Below are 23578 nucleotides of genomic sequence, written 5' to 3' on the forward strand. Positions count from 1 at the left end.
CCGGCGGAGAAGGTGCCCACCCTGACCCGCTGCTCCACTGAAAGCTGGCCGACTCCCCATGGACCTGGCACACGAGGCGATCGACGGCCTCCTCACGGACTACCTGTATGGGGACGACCGCGCCCTCGACAGCCTGCTGGCAGCGGGGCCGGCGAGTCTTCGTCGGCTCCTCGCCATTCGGGCGGGCCGGGCCGAGCCGGGCTGGGACATGGCGGAGATCGTGCGCCGCGACCGGGACGACTACCGGCGCCCCTTGGAAGCGCAGATACACCTTGCCCGTGCCTTCCCGGACACCTTCTTCGACGAGGTTGCGGAGGACCCTGCGCAGGAATCGGCACTCATGGAGACGCTGGAGTACATCAAGGATCCGCGAGCCCTGCCGTTCCTGGAACGCCAACTGCGCACCCGTAGCCCGGAGTACCGCCGTCGAGCGTTGCGGGGTCTGGCCGAGAACGGTTCGGCCGATCACACCGAGGCCGTCGCCGCGTGCCTGGCGGATCCCGAGACGCGGTCCGAAGCGGTGGACACGCTGGCGCGGCTGGGTGACGTCCGTGCGGTCGGGCCGTTGCTGCGCGAGCACCTGGCGGACGACTCCTCGTTCGCCAGGTGCGCCGGAGCAGCCCTCGACCAGGTCGAGCAGCGCATCGGCGGGCCGCTGGTACCGCCGGCCTGGCGCGAGCTGGGGCCGGCGGTGTTCACCGCGCAGGCTGTGATGGGCGTGCCGTGGTGCGTGGCCGAGGTTCTGGTGGAGCCCGGTCAGACGGTCCGGGGCGGCGAACTCATGGCCGTCCTGGAGAACGACGCGATCTGCCAGGAGCTGATCGCGGACTGGCCCGGCACGGTCACGGAGGTCCGGATCGCGGTGGACGACGAAGTTCCTGAGGGGGCCGTCCTGCTCGTTGTCCAGTCCCGTCGCCGGATCGGCTAGCCGAGGTTCCGGCTTCGCGTCAGCATGCTTATTCCTGACGGGAGATGAGCAAGAGACCCCCTGTTATGGTGCGCTTATGTCATTGATCAAGAGGTTCCAAGTCACCTTCGACTGCGCGGAACCCCGGCGGGTCGCCCGCTTCTGGTGCGAGGTGCTGGGGTACGAATCGCCGTCGCCGAAGGGGTTCGCCACCTGGGACGAGTACGACCGCTCCCAGCCTGCCGAGGACCGGGGTTCGTGGTCCGCCTGCATCGACCCCTCAGGTGTGGGCCCACGACTGTTCTTCCAGCGCGTTCCCGAGGGCAAGGTCGTCAAGAACCGGGTGCACCTCGACGTGCGGGTCGGCACCGGGCTCGTGGGCGAGGAGCGCCTCGCCACGCTCGAAGCCGAGTGTACCCGGCTGCTCGCGCTCGGCGCGGTACGCGTCCAACTGCTCTACGACGGCACCGATTCGTGCATCGTGATGCAGGACATCGAGGGCAACGAGTTCTGCGTCGACTGAGCCTCCCCCGAGCCGGCGAGGCGGGGAGCCGTTGGGCCGAGCGCGACGCCGACCTCGCCGGCCTCGACCCGGCGGGCCGGGCCGATGGGCGGCGGCGGTGGTACGGGGCTGGCGGAGTGGAATTCCGGGACGCGTGGTGGGAATGCGCACGACCCTCCCGGGCGGGGCGGCACGCTTCCTGGTGACCCACAGCAGGGCTGTGGCCGAGCACTCAGGAGGAACCCGCCCATGAGCAGTCACGGACACCCGGACGGGGTGCGAGGCACCTCTCCCGCGGCGAAGGCGTCGGCGAGCCGTCACGTCGTCGCGTTCTACCAGACCGGCACGACCACGGGTGACCCCGGCAGCCAGTACGTCTCCCCGGTGCCCCTGATCGGCCACGCGGACGTGGTGGAGGTGGCCGCGTTCCACCTCAACGATCCCGCCCAGTACCCGATCCTCACCCTGAACGACGACCCGCCCTCCGCGGCCAAGTACGTCCCGATGTGGCGTGACATCGCCTCGGTGCAGGCGAAGGGCGTCAAGGTCACCGCTCTCCTCGGCGGCGCCGCGCAGGGGACGTACGGGCTGCTCGACAAGGACTTCGGCACGTACTACCCGCCCGTCCGCGACGCCCTCAGGACGTACCGGCTGGACGGCATCGACCTCGACGTCGAGGAAGCGTTCCACGAGGCGACCGCCGAGAGGCTCATCCGTCAGCTGCGCTCCGACTTCGGGCCGGACTTCCTGATCACCCTTGCCCCGGGGCCCGGCGAGCTCACCATGCCCGAGGGCAGCAACCTCCCCTTCCTCGACTACCGCACGCTCGAAAAGCAGGTCGGCCCCCTGATCCGCTGGTACAACACCCAGTTCTACTGCGGCAACGGCAGCCTCGCCGACACCGCCGACTACGACGCGGTCATCCGGAACCAGTTCCCCGCGTCCAAGGTCGTCGCCGCCGGCATCACCAACGACAACCTGGACTGCGAGGGCTACGTCGACATGCCGGTCCTCCAGCGGACCCTGCGCGCTCTCGCCGACAAGTACCCGGACTTCGCCGGCGCCGCCGGTTGGGAATACGCGCTCTCCCGCAACGTCGACGGCCCCAACTGCCCTACTGGTTCTGCTAGTTGGTACTGTGCCGTCCGTCAGGCGCTCGTCGCCTCGGTGGCCAAGGCCTGACGGTGTAGCTCCGCGCAGTTCTCAGGCCTCGTGGCATCCGGCCCCCTTCGCTTCCGCGCGAAGGGGGCCGGTGCCGTCCCGGCCGGTGCCCTGAAGCCGGGGATGCCGGACACCTCATCGGAGGCGGGTCATGCCTCGTTGTCGGTGTCCGATCGGGTGGTGGCCGTGTTGACGGGGCGTGACGAGGCCTTCCCGGCCCCCGCGGCGACGGGCTGGGCGACAGCCAGCAGAGCCGTCGTGCATTCCTCGGTGAGGTCTTCCGCGTGCGGTGGCAGCGGCTGTCCGGCGCGCAGATGGCGGCGGACCACGGACAGCGGCAGGTCGATCAGGGCCAGGGTGATGCGCTCGTGGTCCTGGGGGCCCGCCGCGCCGAGCGTTTCGGCGAGGGAGCCGATGGAGTCGAGCACGCGTCGGTTGCCGAGGTCCGCGCGCTCCTTGTGTTCCTCGGACCAGCCGGCGCGGCCGAACTCCTCGGCGCCGTAGAGGAGGAGCGAGGCTTCCTGCGGGTGGGCGCGGCTCCAGGAGATGACGTGCCGGGCGGCCGCGCGGGCGGCCGGGTGGGGGTCGGGGGCGCTGCCGAGTGCGGCGAAATGCCCCTCCTGGAAGCGCTCCACGGTCCGCAGCCACACCTCGGCGAGCAGGGCCGTACGGCCGGGGAAGCGGTGGTACATGGACCCGCTCGGCGCGCCGATCGCCTGGGCGACGGCGGACATGGTCACGCCGGCCGGCCCGGCGGAGGCGGCCAGCCGGACGGCGGCGTCGAGGATCTGGTCGGTGTCGAATCGGGGTGGTCTCGCCATGAATCAGAGGGTACTCTCCAGATTATTAGAGGCTGGTCTCTAATAATCTGAAGGGGAGGACGCATGGGCGTCTACAACGTGCACGAGCGCCTGCTGGCTGCCAAGGCGAGCGAGGTGGGCGCGCTCGTCGACAGCCTGTCAGGCGGCCCGGCGGACCGGCTCTGGGCGCACTCGGACTGGCCCGCGATGGAGTTCGACCGCCCACTGGCGGTCGGCGCGACCGGCGGCCACGGCCCGGTCCGCTACACGGTCACCGCGTACGTGCCCGGGGTCTGGGTCCGCTTCACCTTCAGCGGGCCGCGCGGATTCCACGGCTTCCACGAGTTCACGGTGCTGCCCGTCGACGAAGAACGCACCGTGCTGCGACACACCCTCGCGATGAAGGCCGGCGGCCTGGAGCGCCTGACCTGGCCGGCGGCCTGGCGCCCGATGCACGACGCCTGCCTGGAGGACGGCCTGGACCGCGCCGAGCTCGCCTGCACGGGCACGGTGGCCCGCCCGGCCCGCTGGACCCCGTACGTACGCCTGCTCCGCGCGTTCGCACACAGGTGAACAACGACACGGGGCCGCCTGCCGGCGGTTTCGAGCGCGGCCCTCCGGCCGATGATCTCGTCTGATCTCATCGTCCTCGTCCGGCAGGCGTACGTGCCCCGGAACAGCTGGTCAGTGGCTGCTGTCCGGGCGGTGGACGCTGAGGTTGCCGTAGGCCGGCAGAACGCCGGCCAGGTCGCCGGGCTTGCCCCGCAGCGTGGCGTCCAGGAAGGCGAGGGTGGCCGCGGCGACGACGCGCGGGCTCTCGGCACGGCCCAGGGAACCGACGATCGAGGGCACGGGCGGCAGATACAGGGGGCCGTCCATGAACGTGAGATGTGCGGCGCCGGGGATGGTGAGCCGGTAGCTCGTCGCGGTGCTGGACTTGAGCGCCTCGGTGAGGCGGGGCAGGTAGCGCGGGTCGGTTGCCGGGGTGACGGCCTGGGTGAGCGCGAGCGTCGGCTGGTCGAGGGCGGGGGAGGTGGGGCCGTGGGGGTAGCCGTCCAGATCGATGACGGCGTGGAAGCGGCGGTCCTGCCGGGCTGCCTGGAGGGCGGCGGCGCCACCCATGGAGTGTCCGGCCACCGCGGCCCGACCGGTGTCCAGGTGTCCGCTCAGCGGGTCGGCGGTCTCCCCCCGGTCCAGACCGTCCAGCTGGGTGAGGACGAATCCGAGGTCGGCGGCCCGAATCGCTGTCCAGTCGGCCGCCAGTTTCTCGTCCTGGTCCGGGTCGCCGGTGGAGGTGGTCTCGGTGGTGATCGTCCGGCCGTCGGAGAGGACGACGGCGGCGGAGTCGTACGGGTGGTCGAGGGCGGCGACCACGTAGCCGTGGCTGGCCAGTTCCTCCGCCCAGGCGGTGTTCTGGGTGCGTACTCCGCCCGACCCGGGAGAGAACAGGACGACGGGGAACCGCCCCCGCCCGCCGTCCACCGGGGCGTCGAATACAGAATGGGTGTGGGCACGCGGAACACCGTCGACCAGGAAACCCGGCAGGCCGACCTGGCGGGCGAGGGCGTCGGAGACGGTGCGGGCCTCGTGCTCCGTGCGTCCGAGGTACCGGGCCCGTTGCGCGCCGGCGGGGCTCTTCTGCGCGGGGTACCAGAGCTGGACCACGACCGTGCGCCGGTCGTCCGGATCGGCCGTGAAGGTCTCGGGGCGGTGCGGGTCGGTCCACTGGACCACGCGGGTGCCGACCGCGAAGTCGCCTGACGGGGTGGGGAACTCGGGTACGGGAAGGGCCCAGGCGGCCGCCGGGCCCGTGGCGATCAGACCGACGCAGGCCGCCGATCCCGGCAACGCCAGCCACCAGCGGGCCCGCCACGCGGGCCGGCCGGGACGGCGTCGCAGCGGCCGCAGCAGGGGGGAGAGGGCGAACGGCAACGCGAAGGCGGCGCCTGCCAGGACCGGCAGCATCTGCCAGCGGATCCCCGCCACGCTCAGCAGGATCGCGGACAGGACGAGAACCGCCCCCGCCGCGATCGTGACGTGTGGGCGGGCGGAGGGGGGAAGCCAGCGCGCCACCACCAGTGCGACGGCGCCCAGCAGGACAAGGATTTCCAGGGGGGACATGTACAGCCCCGTGATGATCTCGGTCACCAGGCCATATTCGGCGCCGGGTACGCGCTGGCACATCGATCCCGGGTCGCCGTCGTGTGCCACCGGGGTCGCAATCCGTGGCAGCTCCCGGTGCGACCGGAGTGGCAATCGGGCACGCCGGATCGGCGGCCGCCCTACGACCACGGGAGGTAGCGGGACTCCTCCTGCGGTCGTACCTCGGCACGGTGCCATCAGACGGTGGACGCATGTGCTCCCTGGGGCCCGCGCCCTACCGTGACAGGGCCGCGGTACGTGCCGGGCAGCGCGAGGCGTACGTTCCCCGTACCCGACTCGGATCCGGCTGCACGCGGTGGCAGCCCCGGCCGGGGCCACCATGACGCTGAATCGACAGGGACGTGTGATGACCGAGGCGGCCGCGGAACCCGGCGATGCCTACCGGGACCGGGATCGGGACAGGGTGCGGGAGCTGGTGCGGGACCGGGTGCGGTGGGCGAGGACGACTCTTCGGCTGACGAGGTACGCCGACCTGGCCTCCGCACGAGCGGCGCGACTGGTGACAGCCGCCGGGCGCCGGTGCTCCCGGCTGCCGCCCATGGTGTGGGACTCGCTGCTGCCGACGCTTCTCCTGCTCAACATCGTGACCACCCACGCGCCGCACGAGCTGCCGGTGGCCGTCGCCCTCACCGCCGCTCTCGCGCTGCCCCTGCTGTGGCGGCGCCGGGCCCCGCTCACGGTGTTCGGCACCGTGGCAGCCGCGGCCTTCGTCCAGTGGCTGACAGACGTCCAACTCCCGGCGGACGTCTGCCTGTTGGTGGCCCTCTACACGGCAGCCGCGAACTCGGGCCGGCGCGGCACACTCGTCGCCGGTGCCGTCGTGGAGGCAGGGGCCCTGCTGGCCTGCCTGCGCTGGGCGACGGAAGGCGCATTCCTGACCCCCTTCGTCGCGGTCACCGCGATGGTCGTCGCCGCCGCCGTCCTGGGTGTGAACGTGCGGACCACGCGCGCCTACCTCGCGGCCCTGGAGGAACGGGCCGCACGCCTGGAACAGCAACAGGAACAGCAGGCGCGACTGGCCGTCGCCGAGGAGAGGACACGTATCACCCGGGAGATGCACGACATCGTCACCCACAACCTGTCCGTCATGGTCGCGCTCACCGACGCCGCCGTCTACGCGCAGCACCGGTCGCCCGACAAGGCCACCACCGCGATGCTCCAGATCTCCGAGACGGGCCGGCAGGCCCTGACCGACATGCGGCGCTCGCTGGGCATCCTGCGGACCGACGAACCGGACGCGGAACGCCACCCGCTACCCGGCATCGCCCAACTGGAGGCCCTCGCCGACCAGATGTGCGCCGCCGGGCTGCCGACCCGCATCGAGGTCCAGGGCGGCCACACCCACATACCCGCCACCGCACAACTGACCGTCTACCGCCTGGTACAGGAAGCCTTGACCAACACCCTCAAGCACACACCCGCCGGCACACGTGCGACGGTCCGGATACGGTGCTCGACCGGGACCGTCACCGTGGACGTCACCGACAGCGGCCCCCGCCCGCCCCATCCCGGCGCCACACCGTCCGGCCACGGCATCCCCGGCATGCGCGAGCGCTCGGCCGCCTACGGGGGGACGTTGCGGGCCGGACCGCTTCCGGGTGGCGGCTGGGGAGTCCACACCCGCCTCCTCCTCGACAGCAGCGGAGCGGCGTCCGCATGACGATCCGCATCCTGATCGCCGACGACGAAGCGCTGCTCCGGATGGCCTTCAGCACGGTCCTGGAGGCCCAGCCCGACATGGCACCGGTCGGCGAAGCCGCGGACGGCGCCCAGGCCATCCGCCTCGCCCGGGAGCTGCGCCCCGATGTCGTCCTCATGGACGTCCGGATGCCCGGGATCGACGGGATCGAGGCGACCCGGCAGGTCATCCGGATCTCCCCGCAGAGCAGAGTGCTGATCCTCACCACCTTCGACCTGGACGAATACGCCTTCGCCGGACTCAGCGCCGGAGCCTCGGGCTTCCTGCTGAAGAACACCAGGCCCGAGGAACTGCTCACCGCGATACGCAGTGTCGCCGCGGGCGACGCGGTGGTGTCCCCGCGGATCACCCGCCGCCTGCTGGAGCACCTGCGCCCGCACATTCCCGACGGCAGCAGCGCCGACCCCGACGATCGGCTGGGCCGACTCAGCGCCCGTGAACGCGAGGTGCTCGTCCAGGTGGGCTGCGGCCTGTCCAACTCCGAGATCGCGGCCGCCCTGTACCTCGCGGAGGCGACCGTGAAGTCCCATCTGGGGCGAATCCTGCACAAGCTCGAACTCCGCGACCGGATACAGGCGGTGGTCTTCGCCTACGAGAGCCGCCTCATCCACCCCGCATGACGCCGCCGAGCGCCTCGCCGCCGCCCGCCCCGGGTCCGGTGTCGGCACGGGAACCGTGACGTCGTCGTCGGCGTCCCTGTTCAAACCAAGTCGTCTACGACCAGGGCCCGCGGCTCCCTGAGTTCCGAGCAGAAAGACAGTGATGACTCAGCAAGATCACCAGGCCCTGCCCGCACCCGGGCCGGACGCCTCCGGTCGGGCCCCGGGAACCCCGGCCGGAGAGGGCCCCACGCGGTCGATACGGCCGTGGCTGCCGGCTCTGCTGTGCGCCCTGGGGTTCGCGGCGGTCTACCTGCTCGCCGTCTGGACCCCGTTCGGGCAGCGGGGTGAGAACTCCCTGATGAACGGGAACGGCGGCGAACCGGCGTGGATCTACGACTGGTCGGGGTCGGCCTTCGACTCGGCGGCCATGCCCCCGTTGGAGTTCACCGCCCTGCCCACCCTGGTCGTGGGGATGGCCGTGATCGTGGTCGTCGCCCTGGTGCGGCGGTGCTGGTGGCAGGGCTGCGCGGCGATCGGGGTCGTCCTGGGCACGTTCGGGGGCACCGAGGTGTGCAGCAAGATGGTCCTGCCCCGCCCCGATCTGGTGAACGCGCCCGCCATGCTCACCGAGGTGAGCTTCCCCAGTGGGCACGCGGCCGTCCCCATCGGGCTGGTCCTCGGCGCCGCCCTCGTCGCCTCCCCGCGCCTGCGCCCCTACGTCACCGCGGTCGGCATGCTGTGGCTCACCGTCACCGCCGGTGCCGTGCAGGCGCTCTACCACCACCGGCCCAGCGACGTGCTGGGGGCCGCGCTGCTGGGCTGCGCCTGTTACGGCCTCGCGCTCTGGCTGCTGCCGGCCTCCGCCGCACCGGGCGTCGCGCGCAGCCCCCGGGCTCTGCCGGCCGTCGCCCTCGTCCTGTCGGCGGCCGCCGCGCTCGCCGCCGGCGCGCGGGACGACTCCGTCACGGGACCGCTGATCTTCGCGGCGGCGGCCTTCCTGTGCGCGGTCCTGGTCTGGTGCACCGTGGTGGCGGGACCTGCCCGCGTCGCGCGTCGCACGCGGCTGGCCGTGGGCTGACCGCCCGGCACGTTGTCCGGCCGAAGGCCGAGGCCGTTGGCCTCGGCCTTCGGCATTGGCCGCCCGTCTGCCTCGTGACCACGGCGCACTCCGACCCGGGACTTCCCAGACGTGGACCCCGGACGCCGGGACCGTGAGCTGTTGCAGAAGCACGGAACGAGCACGCAACAGGCCGACCCGCCGGTGGCGCCGGCGGGTCGGCCTGTTGCAGGGGTGTGCGTCGGGTTACCGCCGACTGGTCCGCGCCCGTCGGCGGCGGGCCACGAGGGTGGCCGTGGCGCGCAGGGCCAGGCCGATCACCGGTGCGAGGAGCAGGGTGCACCAGGTACGGGTGGTGGCGTCGGCGGTGAGGCGGTCGGCGAGCAGGTAGGCGGCGAGGAAGGACGGGGCGAGCCAGGCCCCGTTGGTCGCGGCGAGGCGCAGCGGGCTCGCCCGGCGCGCTGCCGGTTCCTCCGCCGAATTCGCCGAATTCGCCGACTCCGCAGACTCCGTGGATGTCACACGAACCTCCTGACCACGCCGATCACCTTGTCGACGATCCGCTGGGAGACGCCGCGGTCGAAGACGAAACCCGCGAGGCAGCCGGCGACGGCCCAGACGATGCGCTGCTTCCAGCCGCCGCTCCCGAACAGTACACCGGCGCAGGCGCCGCCGGCGCAGTTGCCGATGTGGAGCGCCCAGGGTGCCAGGAAGGGGATCCAGGCGGCCACGGCCGCGGTGACGGACAGTTGGACGGCGCGGGAGACGGCGGCCTTGAGCGCGGCCTTCAGCCAGCCGGGCATCCGGCCGTTGAGGTCGGTGCAGTTGACCGGGTCGGCGTTGCAGTAGTCGTAGGCGTTGGCGCTCGCTCCCTGGACCGGGTCGGGGGAGAGGAAGCGGCCGGTGGCCGGGTTGTAGAGGCGCGCTCCCATGAGGGTGAGGGCGCTCGGGGTCTCGTCGGAGCGCTGCTTGTCGCCGAGCCAGGCGTAGCGGGTGCCGGGCTGGCCGGTGCGCGGCTGGCCGTACTCGTCGTAGTCGAGGACGGTGGGTGCGACGGCGGTGTCCAGGGGCAGCCGCAGGGTGATGTCGCCGTGCAGGTTGGCGAGTTGCAGGACGGTGCCGCCGGTCTTCGCGGTGGTGGCGGCGAGGGTGCCGGCGGGGCCGGTGACGTTGCGGGTCAGGGTGCCCGCGGTGTCCTCGGTGATCCAGCGGGGGCTGTCGGTGTCGGAGCCGTAGTGGTTGGTCCGCAGTCCGGTCTGGGCCCAGGTGCCGGTGGTGTTGGTCTCGGTGGTCCAGGCGCGGAAGCGCTGGGCCGAGTCGAGGGTCCAGCTCTGCCGGTTGGTGCCGCTGGTCTGCTGCTGCACCAGGTCGGTGGTGTAGTACGCGAGGGTGCTGCCGGGCAGTGCGGTGGTGCGGCCGAACGCGTCGTAGGTGTAGCCGGGGTTCACCAGGCGGTCGGCGGTGTCGTAGGTGCTGGTCTGGGTGGTGCCCGCGGTGGTGGTGCAGGTCTGGCCGCGGGCGGCGTCGGCGGTGGCCAGCGCGGTGCGGTTGGTGTTGCGGTCGAAGGTGTAGGTGCGGGTGGTGCAGACGGCGTCGGTCGAGGTGTCCTGGACCTGGAGGAGCCGGCCGGCCCGGTCGTAGGCGTAGGTCTGGGCCGCGGTGATGCCGGGGGTGCCGGTGTGGGTGGCCCGCTGGCCGTGGATGGTCTCGGTGATGCCGTCGGAGACCAGCACGAGGCCGTCGCTGTCGCGGGTGTAGGTGCGGCTGGTGGTGGTGCCGGCCGGGTCCTTGTCGTCGGTCCGGGTGTAGCCGCCGGGCAGGCCCTGGGTGAGCGGCGTGCCGTCGGCGTCGTAGCGGGCGGTGAGGGTGCCGGCGACGGAGTCCGTCACCGAGGTCGCCAGGCCGCGCGGGTCGACGGCGGTGTCGTAGGTGTAGGTGGTGGTGGAGGGGGAGGTGTCGGTGACCTTGGTGGGGCGGTTGAGGGCGTCGTACTCCGTGGTGGTGACGGCGCCGTCGGCGTCGGTGTAGGAGGTCAGGCGGCCGAGTTCGTCGTAGCCCTTGGTGATGGTGCCGCCGGTGGCGGACGTTTGGCGGGTGACGGCGCCGGTGCCCGGGTGGTAGGTGGTGGTGGCGGCGGGGGCCGGGGTGCCGAGGCCGTCGGTGACGGTGACGGTGGTGGGGCGCCCCGCCGTGTCGGTGTCGGTCACGGTGGTGCGGGTGACGCCGTTGGCCGTTTCGGTGGTGCGGGTGGCCTGGCCGAACTGCCCGTACTGGGTTGTCCTGGTGGGCAGTTGTGCGGGGTTGGCGCCGCCGCCGGTGATGGCCGCGGCGGGCCCGGTCTGGCAGACGAGGTCGGCCCACTCGGGGCGGTTGCCGCAGGTGCCGGTGCCGTCGGCAGTGTAGTAGCTGGTCCAGCCGGCCGCCGCGTCGGAGCCGGTGGAGGCCGGTTGCCGGGTCGAGACGACCCGGCCCTGGCCGTCGTAGCCGGTGGTGGTGGTCAGGGCGAGGCCGCCGCTGTCCTTGATCTGCGCGGTGGGCACGCCGAGCACCCAGTTGTAGGTGGTGCGGTCCTGGCGGGCGTCGACCAGCAGGTCGGGCCAGGCGCGGAGCCGGGCGCCGGTGGCGGTGAGGGTGATCTGGTTCTTGATCTTGGCGGTGCCGTCGGTCGGCCGGGCCTCGTCGTAGGTCTTCACGGTGTGCTGGCGGGCGGGCAGTTGGGTGCCGGCCTTCGCCAGGACCGTCGCACCGGAGGTGGCGTCGGCGGCGAGGGTGATGCGGTGGAGCGGGTCGTAGACGTCGGTTTCCTGCTGGCCGTCCGCGCTGTAGGCGCTGCTGCTCGACAGGAGCCGGGCGCGTTCGGCGGAGGGCAGGGTGTCGATGCCGAGGTCGGCCAGTTCGGCCTTGGCCGCGGTGGTGGCGCCGAGGGCGAGCTCGCGGTTGCCCGCGGTCAGGCTGCGGACCTGGTGGCCCTGGTTGTCGTACTCGGTGGTGGTGACGTGGTGGCCCGGGGTGGCCTGGTTGACCTGGCGGCCGGAGGCGTTCAGGTAGGTGACGCTCGCCCTGGTGTAGTCGCCGGCGCCGAGGTCGGTGCCGTTGTTGGAGGCGGGGGCCTGGTCCGGCGGGAACACCGCGGTGGCGTCGGTCGGCAGGTCGCTCTGGCCCCACGCGGAGGCGGCGGGCGCGGAGAGGTCCTCCGGGGCCTTCGCGCCGGAGAGCGGGACGCCGTAGACGACGGTGGTGGTGGCGGTGCCGTTCACGGTGCTCGTGGTGCCGGGGGCGAGGGTGTCGTGCCAGGTCTTCGTCAGCATGCCCGGGCCCGCGGCCGGGTTGGCGGTGACGGTGCCGTACGCCAGCGAGGTGGCGAGGGTGCCGCTGAGCTGGACGGAGGAGAGCAGGCCGTCGTCGGCGCCCTGGGTGTAGTAGGCGTACTGGTTCTGGCTGCTCTGGCCGAGCCGCGGGTCCCAGGTCTGGCGCAGCCGCCCGGCCGAGTCGTAGCGGTAGACGGCGACGTCGGTGGCGGTGGCCGAGGCGGCCCCGGGCGCGGTGCTCCAGAGCCTGATCGCGCTGACCTGCCCGGCGACGTCACCGAACTCGGTGCCGGTGGCGACGCCGGTGGCGGTGGTCGCGGTGGCGTAGACGAACTGCAGGACGCGGCAGCCCTTGGCGGCGACGTTCGCCGCGCACACCGCCGGAGTGGCCGCGGAGGTCGGCGCGATGACGAGCTTCGGCCGGGCCAGAGTCCTGCCGCCGACCACGGTCGTCTCCGACACCACGCTGGTGGTGGTGTTGGCCAGCCCGCCCTGCAGCGTGGAGGTCACCGTCCAGGTGGCGGCGGCCGGATCGGCCTTGGCGAAGGTGGTGACGGTGCCCTCGGTGCCGGAGAGCGTGAAGTCGGCGCCGAAGGAGCCGCTCAGGGTGAGGTCCTCGCTGCCCGGCTCGGGCGTCCAGCCGTTGCCGGCCGCGTTCGAGGTGAAGGAGACGGCGGAGCCGTCGGCGGCCATCACGCTGAGCGAGGTGCTGGAGGTCCTGCGGATCTCCGTGTACTCCGAGGCGGACAGGCTCGACGACACGCTGGACACCCAGTTGGGGCCGAAGACCGCCGCCTGGCCGTCCTGGCCGGCGGCGGCCCGCGGGTCACGCGAGGAGTGCGTGCGGCCGACCGTCATGCCGAACAGCGACACGTCGGTGGCCGGGACCCTGAGGTCGCCGGTGAGCAGGTTCAGTGCACCCGGGCCGACGTTCTCCGTTGCCGCGCCGTCGGCCTTGCGGTCGACGACGACCCGCACCGGCTCGGAGGAGACGGCGGCGGCGCCCGGCCCGGTGAAGTCCGCGCGGAGCTGGACGGTGCCGTCCGGGGTCACCGTGGAGGTGGCGTTCCAGGTGAGCGCCGGGCTCTTGCCCGCGGCGAGGGGCACGGGCCAGGCCGCCAGTGCGGCACCGCCGTTGGTGATGTCGCCGGCGGGGATCCGCGTCCACGCGTCGGCGTCGGAGCGCCGCCAGGAGAAGGCCACCTGGTCGTAGCGGGCGGCGTCGGCCTCGGCGGTGAGCGGCAGGCGCGCCGCGGTGCGGGTGCCGTCGTTCGGCGAGGTGACACCGCCCGCGCCGACCTGGAAGGTGTGGGTGCGGGCCTCGGACTTGTTCTCCGCCCGGTCCACCGCCCGCACCTGAAGGGTGTTGGTGCCGGCCTTGGCCGGGGTCACGGTGAAGGTCACCGGCGCGGCGGAGCCGTTCGTCGCGACCTTGGTCCAGGTCGCGCCGTCGAGCGTCCACTCCAGGGCGTTCTGGTCACCGGCCGGCGGGGTCGCGGTGAAGGAACCGGCCTGGCCGGGGCCCTTGACCCACTGGCCCGACGGGTAGTCGGCGGAGGAGAGCGCGGCGGGCGCCGAGGGGGCGGAGGTGTCGACCGTGAAGGTGGCCCACGCCGACCAGTTGTTGTTGTAATGCAGCCCGTCGTACGGGGAGGTGCGGAACTTGTACGTCCTGCCGTTGGCCAGCACACCGGCCGGGACCTTGACGGAGGCCGGGGCCCCGCTCGGCACGTACGGGGAGACCAGGACGTTGCCCACCTGGGTGTCGGTGGCGGTGTCGAAGATCTGGAAGGTGCCGTCGACCTTGTCGTTGTTCGGGTCGACGAAGGTGTCGCGCAGCGTCGGGGTGGTGGAGTTGACCCACCAGGTGCCGGCGGTGTCCTTGTAGAACGGCGAGCCGGCCTGCTGGTCCGTCCCGGTCCGGGGGCGGTAGTTGTACGTCACCGTCAGCTTCGGGACGTTGGTCGCGGCGTTGGCGGAGTTCACCTCCTTCCAGTACTTGGTGTTGGCCTCGTCCGGGGCGCGCAGCCCCATGCCCGAGGTGGTGTTCTTCGCCGACGTCCAGGTCTGCACCAGGTTGGTGACGTCCGCGGTGATCCAGCCGTCGCCGCCGCAGGCGTCCCGGCCCTTGGTCTCGGTGCCGGTGGCCTTCTTGGCGTTCCAGGAGGGCTGCGCCGTCCAGCGCGAGGCGGTCGAGGCGAGGCCGGTGTCCCAGATGTCCCACGCGTAGGGCTGGCAGTCGCTGTTGCCGGAGTGGAAGTTGTACAGCGACAGGCTGGCGTTGGTGATCAGCGCGTCCGCGATCGGCGCGGTGTTCCAGTTGATGAACGACCGGGCCTGGCGGGAGGAGCCGTCCGCGTTCTTGGTGCCGGAGTTGCCCCAGTAGATCTCGGTGTCGGCCGACCAGTCGACCGTCTCGCCCTGCTGCACCCGGGTGTCGAAGACGTTGCCGAGGGCCGTGGTGGAGGGGTCGACCGTCACCGGGTACTGCGTCTTCGGGTCCGCGAGGAACGCGGCGTCCGGCGTGAACACCAGGTCGATGCCGTCGCCGCGCTGAACGACCTTCAGACCGACCTTCGCCTGCCGGGCGTGCTCACCGGAGCCCTCGGCGGCGGCCGTCGCGTCCCACATCACCGGCGCCGGGAGCACGGCCCGCCGCTCGCCGGTGCGCCTGTCGGTGAACAGCACGCCGCCGTCCGGCTGGACCTCGGCCTTCAGACCGTCGGCCTTCAGCGGCATCGTGTACGAGAACCCGGCGGCGCTCGGGCGCTGCTTGAGCACCGTGTACTGCTCGAAGCCGGTCCGGGTGGCCTCCACGACCAGGTCGGCCGCGCCGTCCGCGATCGCGTCCCGGTAGGTGGCCTTCGTGCCGTCCAGGGCGGGCTTGGGCAGGCCGCCCCGCCACTGGAGCTCGACCTGCTGGTCGCCCTGCCCGAGGGTCACCAGGGTGCGGGCGTCGTCCGGGGCCGCGGCCTGCGCCTGGAGCAGCGACTTCGCCCGGGTGCCGCCGGCACCGGCGAGCCGCAGCGCGTTCGGGTGGGCCTTCGGCGCCACCGACCCGTCCGCGCCGGCCTGGAGGCCGAGGTCGACGTCCACCCACTGGCCGTCACGTTGGAAGCGGACCGGGCCCGCGAAAAGCTCGGTGGTGAGCGAACCGTCCTTGTTCACCCATGTCGTCGACGTCTCCGTACGCTCGGAGAACGCCTCCACCCGCTGCCCGGACAGCCGGGCCGCGACCCTCGCCGACGGCACGTCGGCGGCGGAGGTGGCCCACTGCCCGGCGCCCTTGCCCGCCTGCGCGGCCGCGCTCGCCGCCGCGCTCGGCGTCGCGGCGAGGGCCGTCTCGGACCCGGCCAGCAGCGACACCGCCACGGCGAGGGCCAGCGACCCGCTCAGCGCCCGCATGCCAACAGGCCTGCCGGGTCTGCGTCGTGTGGTCATCCGTCTGTTCATATCGACTCCTTGAAACACCGTCGCTCGACGGCGCTTTCGGAGCATAGGAGTGGTCGACAAGATCAAAGATGGGGTCAAATGACGCCAAAGGATCATCAAATAATGATCTTGTTTCGACAAGGTTCACATGATCGTGATCATGACGTAGGCAACCGCGGGCGCCGTGCCCGCGTTGTCGACATCTGCACTGCGGGAGCCGCGACGGGGGCGTGGACGTGGGTCTGGGCATGGGTCTGGGCATGGGTCTGGGCATGGGTCTGGGCGTGCTCTACGATCCGCCGAGGGGATTCTCGACGTATCGCGGTACGTGAGTGCCGCGCCGGGACGGGGGCGGGGCGTTGTCGTCAGTGGACGTGGTGCGGGAGTCGGCGAGAGCCGGGCGGATCGTGCTGTTCGAGGAGTCCGCGCGCGACGGTGCGCAGGCCAAGACCCTGATGAGCGCCGGATTCCGGGTGCGGCTGGCCCGGGAACAGGGGGCGGTGTTCGGCGCGGACGGGCCCCGGCACGTGGTGTTCGCGGCCGGCTTCCCGTCGGTGTGCGGGCAGGAGTTCGAGGCGACCCGGCAGGTGGCGCTGGAGACACAGGATTCGGTGAGCCCCTCGGCGATCTGCCGGGGCACGGTGGCCGACGTGCGGCTGGCGTTGAGCGCGGTGCGGGGTGCGGCGCACGCGCGGGTGATGGTGATCGTGGCCGCTTCCGAGGCGACCGCCCGCGCCCTCGTCCACAGCGGTGCCCGCGAGGCCCTGGCAGACGGCCTGGACGTGTTGAAGGAGGCGGCGGACCTGGCGGACGACACGGCGGTGGACGTGTGCCTGGTGGACGCACCCCGCGCGGACCACGCCCTGGTGGCCGAGTACGCGGGGGCGATGACCGCCCACGGCGCGGGGACGATTGTGCTCGCCGACACCGTCGGCGACCTGTTGCCCGGTCAGACCCGGGCCCTGTTCCAACGGGTCGCCGCTGACGCGGGGCCGGACACCGTCCTGGTCTCGCACCTGCACAACGACCTCGGCCTCGGGCTGGCCAACACCCTGGCCGCACTGGAGAGCGGGGTACGGGTGGCCGCCTGCTCCTGGCTGGGCATGGCCGAGCGCAGCGGCATGGCCGCCACCGAACAACTGCTCTTCCTGCTCGGCCACGACCGCACGAAGGCCGAACAGGTGCTGGGGCCCGGCTGCGAACCGTGGTGGACGCAGCCGGACCTGACCCGGCTGCCCGGGATCGCGCGAATGGTGTCCGCCGAGACCGGGATCCCGCTCACCGTCACCACCCCGATCGTGGGCACCGGCGTCGCCACGATCTCCACCGGGACCCCGTTCACCCACCCGCGGACCTTCCAGCCCTACGACCCGCAGCAGCACCTGGGCCTGGCACCGAGCGTGGTCCTCACCCACCTCGCCAGCCGGCGCGTGCTGCAGGCCGTCGCCGAGCGGCTCGGCCACCGACTGGACCAGGCCCAGACCGGCACCGCCCTGGCCTGGGCCAAGGACCGCGCCTACCGCCTGAACCAGGCCGTCGTCCCCGACGCCGACTTCGCCGCCTACCTCGAAGGCCTGACCGCCACCACCCCCGCACCGTGAACGGACCCGCCCCCATGCCGACCACCGCCCGGCTCGATACCAGCACCGCCGCCCGCACCCTGACCGCCGGGCGGGCCGTCATCCTGCCCAACCCCAGCCCCCTGACCTACGTCGCCACCGCCACGAACCCCCAGGCCGTCAACAACGCCAAGGGCCGCCCCGTCGGCCAGGAAGTCGCCCTGTGGGTCCACGACGACACCACCTGGGCCGACCTCACCACCCGACTGGACCTGACGCCGACCGCCCTGCACACCGCGCTCACCATGCTGCGCGACCACCTGGTCACCCTGCTGGTGCCCATACGCGCCGACACCCCGCCGGCCTGGGCCGCCCCCGCCCTGCGCGACGGCCACCTGCTCCTCTTCGGCGCACGCTGGCAGCCCCTGACACCGCTGCTCACACGCTTCCCGCGCCTGTACGTCAGCAGCGCCAACCGCACCGGACACCCGCCGGCCGCCACCGCCGACCAGGCAGCGGCCATGTTCGGACCCGACACCCCTGTCGTCGACGCCGACGCCCTGCGCGACACCGCAACCCCCCACGCCGCCACCACCATGCTGCGCATCGCACCCGACGGCGGCCTGGCCCACATCCGGTACGGCGCCCAGGACCAAGCCCACGGCGCCGACCCGGCCCGCTACCTGGAACACCTCCGCTCGGCGACGACCCGCTGAGCCCCCTGCCTTCGAGTGATGGGTGGATGCCACGAGATCGCGGTGGCAGGGTAGTTGATCGAATCGTCGGATTCCGGGTCGGCGTCAGCCGGGTCCGAGCGCGGCGAACTGGCCGGGCCGTCCCGCCTGTCGGGGGAGGGGTGCAGGGGCCCGGCTTCCCGTCCTCAGGGGCGGGGTGTCCAGCCGGGTGGGGTGAGACGGGTGTCGGTGAGGATCTGCTCGACGGTCTCGTCGAGGGTGCTGTGCTGCGGAACGACGTGTTCGAGGCCGCCGGGCAGGAGGTCGTGGGGCTCGTACCAGCCGGCCATGTCCTCGGGGGAGAACTCGCCGGCCTGGGGACGGGTGGCGTGGCGGCGCACGGTCTCGTCGAAGTCGGCGTCGAGGTAGTACAGGTGGCTGCGGCCGCGGTGGTCGGCGGCGAGCCGGGCGAGCATCGGGCCGTAGCGCTCGGCGGCGAGGATGCCCTCGACGACGGTGTGGAAGCCGTGGTCGAGGGCGTGCCGGGCGACCAGGTCGATGAGGCCGATGTTCGCCCCGCCCGGGAGGTCGCGCTCGCGCAGGACGGTGCGCCGGAGCACGTCCTGCGCGACGACGGCCACACCCCGTCCGTACGCGGCGCGCAGCCGCGCGGCGACGCTCGACTTGCCCGCCCCGCTCGGCCCGCGGACCACCACCAGCACGGTGTCCTGAGTTCCCGTCACGCCGGTACCGTACCGGCCAGCGGGGGCCACCCGGCCGGTGCGCGCCGAGGGTCGTGACGGCGCCGGTCGCGCCACCGGGCGGCTCGCCGGCCGCGAGTGTCAGAGGTGCGCGGTACCGTCGCGGCATCCGATCGGAGGAGGACCGCATGGCGACCAGGTGGAGCTTGACGATCGACTGCGCGCACCCGGCGAAGCTGGCCGGGTTCTGGGCACTGGCGTTGGGCTATGCGGAGAAGCCCGCACCTGCGGGATTCGGGAGTTGGGAGGAATGGCTCTCCCACTACGGAATCCCGGAGGGCGAGTGGGATGACGGCGCGTACCTCTGTGATCCCGACGGGGTGGGCCCCACCATGTCCTTCCTGAAGGTGCCGGAGCCGAAGGCGGTGAAGAACCGGGTGCACGTGGACGTCCAGGTCGGTGGCGGCCGTGAAACACCGTGGGAGGTGCGATGGCCGCGCGTGGTCGAGGCGGTGGAGCGGTTGACCGCCGCGGGCGCGACCGTGGTCAGCGAGGAGGAGCTGGACGGCAGGCCCGATCATGTGGTGATGGCCGACCCGGAAGGAAACGAGTTCTGCCTGGTCTGACAGCCGAACTCCGCTCCGGGAGGCCGCCGTACCGCGTGGTGGGCGTCGCCCCCCGCCACCCTGCCCTCCCGCTGCCCCGGGGGCCGGGGCGGCGGGAGGGCCGGTGGTGGTGTCAGGCGCCGAAGGAGACCTGGTCGACCGTCCAGAAGGCGCTGTTGGTGCCCGTGTAGCGGAACTGCAGGCGCGCGGTGGTGGCGCCGGCCGGCACGGTGACGGGCAGGTGCTCGACGGTGTTCAGGTCGGCGCGGTAGGACTTCACCAGCTGCGGGGCGCCGTTGTCGAAGACCACGTACACGTCGCCGGTCTGCGGGCCGTCGACCTTGTAGTTCGTCGCGAAGGACAGCGTGGCCCGGCCGAGGCCGGCGACCGGGTAGGCCGGGCTGACCAGGGTGGAGTCGAACTGGCCGGCGCCGTGCGCCTTGTCGTCCCACTCGTCGGAGTCGGCGACCGCGAAGACGTTGCGGGCCCGCACGTTGGTCTCCCGGCCCTGTCCGAGCTGGGTGGCGCTCCAGAACTCGTCGGTGGCGAAGGCCCAGCCGCGCCACTCCGTCACCCCGCCGCTGGGCATCCGGGAGTTGTCGATGCTCCAGCCGGTGGGCGGCGTGTGCGTCCAGCCCCGGACCGCGGCCGGGATGCCGGTCTCGTCCACCCGGCCCTGGAGGGCGGGGCGCAGCGCGTCGAAGGCGTCCGGGGCGATCTCGTCGATCGGCTGCCCGTCCAGGCGCCAGGCGGGGTCGATCGCCGCGCCCTCGTGCTTGAGGACGGTCGGCGCGATGTCCACGGGCTTGACGTCGTAGCGCCGGGAGCCGGCCGGGTAGCCGGCGCCGTCGGCGATCACGAAGGTCTGCCGCTCGTTGGCGCTGTTGCCGCCGTGCCCGCCGGCGTCGGTGTGTCCGTGGTCGGTGGTGACGACGATCAGCCAGTCCTCCGAGCCGTACGCGGGGCGGGACTTGACGGCCTGCACGACCTGGCCGACGAGCGCGTCGACGGTGTGGATGGCGGCCGCGTACTGGGCGCTGGCGCCGCCGGAGGCGTGCCCGGCCTCGTCGATCCCGTCGAAGTGCAGGAAGGCGGCGTCCGGGTTGCCGTGGGCGAGGTAGTCGGCGGCGTCGGAGGCGGTCTTGGCGTCGTTCTCGTTCTCGGCGATCCGCAGGTCCGCCTTGCCGTTGAAGACGTTGCCGGTGATCGGGTTCCACGAGCCGATCACCAGCGTGGAGGCGGCCGGGTCGGCGGCCTCCAGGCGGCTGGCGAAGTCCGGGTACTGGTCGAACCGGGCGCCGGTGAACGCGTTGTCCTTGACCTGGTGCTTGTCGGGCCACACGCCGGTGGCGATGGTCGACCAGCCCGGCCCGGACAGGGTCGGCGCCAGCGGGTTGGCGTACAGGTTGCTGGTGGCGGTCATGCCGCCGGCCATCAGCGCCTTGAGGTTGGGCGCGTCGGCGGCCGCCAGCTTGTCGTAGCGGGTGCCGTCGACGCCGATGACCAGGGTCTTGGCCTGCTTGGTGCCGTCCGGCAGGCCCTTGTAGGCGGGGACGGCGGGGGTGGTCGCGATGGGGGAGGCGGCTGCGGCGGAAGCGGCGGGGGAGGCGCCGGCGGGCGCCGACGGCAGCAGCACGGTGGCCGCGGCGGCTACGGCGGTGGCCACGGTGACGGTCCGGGTGGAGCGGGGAATGCGCACAGGGGCTCCCAACTGGGGGGCGACGCGGTGCGGTTGCACCGGCACCGAGGATGGGGCGCCCGTACGAGGAGGAGCCCTCCCCGGATCCACGGTTGTATGAACAACCGCCGAAATTCAGTCCAGACCGGTTACCATTCCGTGATCTCAGGGGCGCGGAACCGCCACCCGACGGCGCCGGACCGCCGCTCGGTAAGGTGGCGCGGTGAACCACGGCACCCCCCGGCCCCCCGTCGCCCCCGCCCGCTCCGGCGTCCCCGACCACGGCCGGGTGCCCAAGTACTACCTGGTCAAAGCCCAACTCGAAGACCTCATCGCCGAACTGGGCCCTGGCGGGCGCCTGCCCACCGAAGCCGACCTCGCCGAACGCCACCACGTCGCCCGCGCCACCGTCCGCCAGGCCCTGCGCGATCTCCTCCTCGAAGGCCGCCTGCGCCGCCAGGGCCGCGGCACCGTCGTCGCCGGCCCCAAGATCGAACAGCCGCTCTCGCTCGCCAGCTACACCGAAGGCGTCACCCGCCAGGGCCTGCGCCCCGGCCGCACGCTCATCACCCTCGACCGCCTCCCCGCCGACCCGCCCATGGCCCAGCACCTCGCCGTCCCCGAAGGTGAATCCCTCTGGCACCTGGAACGCGTCCTGCGCGCCGACGAGGAACGCGTCGGCCTGGAGTCCACCTACGTCCCCGTCGCCCGGGTCCCGCGCCTGGAGCGGGAGTTCGACCCCGAAGGCTCCTTCTACGGCTACCTGCGCGAGTGCGGTGTGCGGCTCGGCGGCGCCGACGAACGCATCGAGACGGTCCTCGCCACCCCCCGCGAAGCCCTGCTCATCGGCACCCCGCCCGCCCTGCCCATGCTGCTGCTCCACCGCCGCAGCCGCGACGCCGCGGGCCACCCCCTCGAACAGGTCCGCACCCTCTACCGCGGCGACCGCTTCAGCTTCACCCTCGCCCTGCACGCCCCCGACAGGGACTGAAGCCAGTACTGCGCTCCTCGCGCCAGGTGCGCGTACCGGCACCGGTTCTCGGCCCGTGCTGCGCGCGTCCGGCTCTCGTTCCATGCTGGAAGAGAGGGGGGTACGGCGGCAGAGGAAGTGGTGGGGATGGGGATGCGGACCGTTGTGGACCTCACGCGTTGCCAGGGCTACGCACAGTGCGTGTTCCTCGCGCCGAGGGTGTTCCAGCTGCACGGCGAGGAGGGACTGCTGTACGCCCCGGCTGTCCCCGATGACCAGGTCGAGCGCGTGCGCCAGGCCGCGGCGGCGTGCCCGGTCCAGGCCATCCTCCTCGGCGAGGAGGTGAGCGCTGATGGCCGGTGACCAGGGAGCCGGTGACCAGAGGGCCGGTTACCAGACAGAGGGCCGGATCGTTGTCGTCGGCGCGTCGCTGGCCGGGCTGAGGGCCGCGGAGGCGCTGCGGGAGGAGGGGTTCACCGGCTCACTGACCGTGGTCGGCGACGAGCCTCATCCGCCCTACGACCGGCCGCCGCTGTCCAAGCAGGTGCTGCTGGGCCACGCTGCGGCGGACTCCACCGGGCTGCCGATGCGCCGGGATCCGGACGCCGAGTGGCGGCTGGGCGTACGCGCCACCGGCCTGGACCCCCTGGGGAAGCGGGTGATGCTGGCCGATGGCGAGTCGCTGCCGTACGACCGGTTGCTGATCGCCACCGGGACCCGGGCGCGTCCCTGGCCCCATCCGCAGGAGGCCGCCCTGGACGGGGTGTTCACGCTGCGTACCCGCGAGGACGCCGGCGGTTTGGCCGAGCGGTTGGCCGCCGGGCCACGGCGGGTGCTGGTGATCGGCGGCGGCTTCACCGGCTCGGAGATCGCCTCGGCCTGCCGGGAACGCGGACTGGACGTCACCGTCGCCGAACGCGGCCCCGCACCTCTGGTGGGCGCGCTGGGCGGCACCCTGGCGAAACTCGCGGCCGCCATGCAGCGCAACCACGGTGTGGACCTGCGCACCGGCGTGACGGTCACCGCCCTGCGCGGGGACGGCGGCGGCCGCTTCACCGGCGCGGAGCTGTCCGACGGCAGCCGCGTCGAGGCGGACGTGTGCGTCGTGGCGTTGGGGGCGGTCCGCAACGTCGAGTGGTTGGCGGACTCCGGACTGGCGGCGGGTCCGCGCGGAATCGCCTGCGACGCCGGTTGCCGCGCCTTCAACATGTACGGAATCGTCACTGACGACGTCTTCGTCGCCGGCGACGTCTCCCGCTTCCCCCACCCGCTGTTCGGTTACCAGATGCTCTCCCTCGAACACTGGGGGAACGCGGTCGAACAGGCCGGGGTGGCGGCCCACAACATGGTCAGTCCAGGGCCGCTGCGGCGCCCGCACCTCGCCCTCCCGACGTTCTGGTCGACCCAGTTCGGGCTCAACATCAAGTCGGTGGGCGTGCCCACCTTCTCCGACCACGTGGTCATCGCCCAGGGTTCTCTGGAGGCGCGCCGTCTGGCGATGGTCTACGGCTACCAGGGGCGGGTCACCGCGGCGGTCACCGTCGACATGGCCAAGTCGCTCGACTACTACCGGCACCTGATCGAGACGGCTGCGCCGTTCCCGCCCCCGCCCGGCGCGGCGGACCGCGCGCTCGCGGCGGACATCCCGATTCCGTCCGACGTGCCGGATCCGAAGGGGCTGTCCCACGGCCCCACCGTGGCGCTCACCGGATACCTGCCCGACCGTCGACTGACCGTGGTGCAGCCCCGCGGCTGACCCA

The 23578-nt window shown here is 72.6% G+C and carries 19 protein-coding genes; 13 read left to right on the forward strand and 6 right to left on the reverse strand.

What is annotated here, in order from left to right; translation table 11 throughout:
- Window positions 1–58 precede the first annotated feature (58 nt).
- From ACFWPT_RS07395 to ACFWPT_RS07405, 3 genes are all read left to right on the forward strand, one after another.
- On the forward strand, window positions 59–928 hold the full coding sequence (locus ACFWPT_RS07395; RefSeq protein WP_380340365.1) for a HEAT repeat domain-containing protein: 870 nt from the start codon (window positions 59–61) through the stop codon (window positions 926–928).
- A gap of 76 nt (window positions 929–1004) precedes the next feature.
- Window positions 1005–1430, forward strand: coding sequence for a VOC family protein (locus ACFWPT_RS07400; RefSeq protein ID WP_380480258.1), 426 nt, complete (start codon window positions 1005–1007; stop codon window positions 1428–1430).
- A 228-nt stretch (window positions 1431–1658) separates the two neighbouring features.
- Window positions 1659–2591, forward strand: coding sequence for a chitinase (locus tag ACFWPT_RS07405; protein ID WP_380480260.1), 933 nt, complete (start codon window positions 1659–1661; stop codon window positions 2589–2591).
- 128 nt (window positions 2592–2719) lie between these two features.
- On the opposite strand, the gene ACFWPT_RS07410 is transcribed toward ACFWPT_RS07405, so the two are convergent.
- The gene (locus ACFWPT_RS07410; RefSeq protein ID WP_380372338.1) at window positions 2720–3391 is read right to left on the reverse strand and encodes a TetR/AcrR family transcriptional regulator; all 672 of its coding nucleotides are present in this window, start codon (window positions 3389–3391) and stop codon (window positions 2720–2722) included.
- Window positions 3392–3454: 63 nt separating this feature from the next.
- Here ACFWPT_RS07410 and ACFWPT_RS07415 point away from each other — a divergent pair, with 63 nt between their 5' ends.
- A complete protein-coding gene (locus ACFWPT_RS07415) occupies window positions 3455–3943 on the forward strand; it encodes an SRPBCC family protein (RefSeq protein WP_380372335.1) in 489 nt (162 codons plus the stop codon).
- Between the two features lie 111 nt (window positions 3944–4054).
- Here ACFWPT_RS07415 and ACFWPT_RS07420 read toward each other — a convergent pair whose 3' ends face one another.
- Entirely contained in the window at window positions 4055–5554 is a 1500-nt protein-coding gene (locus ACFWPT_RS07420; protein WP_380480262.1) for an alpha/beta hydrolase family protein, read from the reverse strand.
- A gap of 325 nt (window positions 5555–5879) precedes the next feature.
- Between ACFWPT_RS07420 and ACFWPT_RS07425 the strand changes: the two genes are divergently transcribed.
- The 3 genes from ACFWPT_RS07425 (at window position 5880) to ACFWPT_RS07435 (ending at window position 8912) form a co-directional block, all read left to right on the forward strand.
- On the forward strand, window positions 5880–7193 hold the full coding sequence (locus ACFWPT_RS07425; protein WP_380480264.1) for a sensor histidine kinase: 1314 nt from the start codon (window positions 5880–5882) through the stop codon (window positions 7191–7193).
- Window positions 7190–7852: a response regulator gene (locus ACFWPT_RS07430; protein ID WP_380480266.1), complete on the forward strand. Its 663-nt coding sequence runs from the start codon at window positions 7190–7192 to the stop codon at window positions 7850–7852. Before ACFWPT_RS07425 ends, ACFWPT_RS07430 begins: the two co-directional genes overlap by 4 nt.
- 142 nt (window positions 7853–7994) lie before the next feature.
- Window positions 7995–8912 (forward strand): phosphatase PAP2 family protein, encoded by a 918-nt coding sequence (locus ACFWPT_RS07435; protein ID WP_380480268.1) that lies wholly within the window; start codon window positions 7995–7997, stop codon window positions 8910–8912.
- Between the two features lie 225 nt (window positions 8913–9137).
- Here ACFWPT_RS07435 and ACFWPT_RS07440 read toward each other — a convergent pair whose 3' ends face one another.
- On the reverse strand, window positions 9138–9413 hold the full coding sequence (locus ACFWPT_RS07440; RefSeq protein ID WP_380480270.1) for a hypothetical protein: 276 nt from the start codon (window positions 9411–9413) through the stop codon (window positions 9138–9140).
- The gene (locus ACFWPT_RS07445) at window positions 9410–15640 is read right to left on the reverse strand and encodes a DNRLRE domain-containing protein (protein WP_380480272.1); all 6231 of its coding nucleotides are present in this window, start codon (window positions 15638–15640) and stop codon (window positions 9410–9412) included. The genes ACFWPT_RS07440 and ACFWPT_RS07445 overlap by 4 nt, the downstream gene beginning before the upstream one ends.
- A gap of 359 nt (window positions 15641–15999) precedes the next feature.
- Between ACFWPT_RS07445 and ACFWPT_RS07450 the strand changes: the two genes are divergently transcribed.
- A complete protein-coding gene (locus tag ACFWPT_RS07450) occupies window positions 16000–17232 on the forward strand; it encodes a 2-isopropylmalate synthase (RefSeq protein WP_380372393.1) in 1233 nt (410 codons plus the stop codon).
- Window positions 17233–17246: 14 nt separating this feature from the next.
- Window positions 17247–17906, forward strand: coding sequence for a Sua5/YciO/YrdC/YwlC family protein (locus ACFWPT_RS07455; RefSeq protein ID WP_380372314.1), 660 nt, complete (start codon window positions 17247–17249; stop codon window positions 17904–17906).
- Between the two features lie 164 nt (window positions 17907–18070).
- On the opposite strand, the gene ACFWPT_RS07460 is transcribed toward ACFWPT_RS07455, so the two are convergent.
- The gene (locus tag ACFWPT_RS07460) at window positions 18071–18607 is read right to left on the reverse strand and encodes an AAA family ATPase (protein WP_380372311.1); all 537 of its coding nucleotides are present in this window, start codon (window positions 18605–18607) and stop codon (window positions 18071–18073) included.
- A 146-nt stretch (window positions 18608–18753) separates the two neighbouring features.
- Between ACFWPT_RS07460 and ACFWPT_RS07465 the strand changes: the two genes are divergently transcribed.
- A complete protein-coding gene (locus ACFWPT_RS07465; protein WP_363377996.1) occupies window positions 18754–19191 on the forward strand; it encodes a VOC family protein in 438 nt (145 codons plus the stop codon).
- Window positions 19192–19303: 112 nt separating this feature from the next.
- On the opposite strand, the gene ACFWPT_RS07470 is transcribed toward ACFWPT_RS07465, so the two are convergent.
- The gene (locus ACFWPT_RS07470; RefSeq protein ID WP_380480275.1) at window positions 19304–20869 is read right to left on the reverse strand and encodes an alkaline phosphatase family protein; all 1566 of its coding nucleotides are present in this window, start codon (window positions 20867–20869) and stop codon (window positions 19304–19306) included.
- Between the two features lie 202 nt (window positions 20870–21071).
- Here ACFWPT_RS07470 and ACFWPT_RS07475 point away from each other — a divergent pair, with 202 nt between their 5' ends.
- From ACFWPT_RS07475 to ACFWPT_RS07485, 3 genes are all read left to right on the forward strand, one after another.
- Complete coding sequence (locus ACFWPT_RS07475; RefSeq protein WP_380480277.1) at window positions 21072–21839, forward strand: GntR family transcriptional regulator; 768 nt, start codon at window positions 21072–21074, stop codon at window positions 21837–21839.
- Between the two features lie 132 nt (window positions 21840–21971).
- On the forward strand, window positions 21972–22181 hold the full coding sequence (locus tag ACFWPT_RS07480; protein ID WP_063352161.1) for a ferredoxin: 210 nt from the start codon (window positions 21972–21974) through the stop codon (window positions 22179–22181).
- Window positions 22171–23574: an NAD(P)/FAD-dependent oxidoreductase gene (locus ACFWPT_RS07485; protein WP_380372299.1), complete on the forward strand. Its 1404-nt coding sequence runs from the start codon at window positions 22171–22173 to the stop codon at window positions 23572–23574. The genes ACFWPT_RS07480 and ACFWPT_RS07485 overlap by 11 nt, the downstream gene beginning before the upstream one ends.
- Window positions 23575–23578 lie beyond the last annotated feature (4 nt).

It is taken from the genome of Kitasatospora sp. NPDC058478, from assembly GCF_042720345.1.
GTDB lineage: Bacteria > Actinomycetota > Actinomycetes > Streptomycetales > Streptomycetaceae > Kitasatospora.

Coding starts and splice junctions, on each gene's coding strand:
- ACFWPT_RS07395 (WP_380340365.1), top strand. CDS start 59: ATGGACCTGGCACACGAGGCGATCGACGGCCTCCTCACGGACTACCTG.
- ACFWPT_RS07400 (WP_380480258.1), top strand. CDS start 1,005: ATGTCATTGATCAAGAGGTTCCAAGTCACCTTCGACTGCGCGGAACCC.
- ACFWPT_RS07405 (WP_380480260.1), top strand. CDS start 1,659: ATGAGCAGTCACGGACACCCGGACGGGGTGCGAGGCACCTCTCCCGCG.
- ACFWPT_RS07410 (WP_380372338.1), bottom strand. CDS start 3,391: ATGGCGAGACCACCCCGATTCGACACCGACCAGATCCTCGACGCCGCC.
- ACFWPT_RS07415 (WP_380372335.1), top strand. CDS start 3,455: ATGGGCGTCTACAACGTGCACGAGCGCCTGCTGGCTGCCAAGGCGAGC.
- ACFWPT_RS07420 (WP_380480262.1), bottom strand. CDS start 5,554: ATGTGCCAGCGCGTACCCGGCGCCGAATATGGCCTGGTGACCGAGATC.
- ACFWPT_RS07425 (WP_380480264.1), top strand. CDS start 5,880: ATGACCGAGGCGGCCGCGGAACCCGGCGATGCCTACCGGGACCGGGAT.
- ACFWPT_RS07430 (WP_380480266.1), top strand. CDS start 7,190: ATGACGATCCGCATCCTGATCGCCGACGACGAAGCGCTGCTCCGGATG.
- ACFWPT_RS07435 (WP_380480268.1), top strand. CDS start 7,995: ATGACTCAGCAAGATCACCAGGCCCTGCCCGCACCCGGGCCGGACGCC.
- ACFWPT_RS07445 (WP_380480272.1), bottom strand. CDS start 15,640: ATGACCACACGACGCAGACCCGGCAGGCCTGTTGGCATGCGGGCGCTG.
- ACFWPT_RS07455 (WP_380372314.1), top strand. CDS start 17,247: ATGCCGACCACCGCCCGGCTCGATACCAGCACCGCCGCCCGCACCCTG.
- ACFWPT_RS07465 (WP_363377996.1), top strand. CDS start 18,754: ATGGCGACCAGGTGGAGCTTGACGATCGACTGCGCGCACCCGGCGAAG.
- ACFWPT_RS07480 (WP_063352161.1), top strand. CDS start 21,972: ATGCGGACCGTTGTGGACCTCACGCGTTGCCAGGGCTACGCACAGTGC.
- ACFWPT_RS07485 (WP_380372299.1), top strand. CDS start 22,171: ATGGCCGGTGACCAGGGAGCCGGTGACCAGAGGGCCGGTTACCAGACA.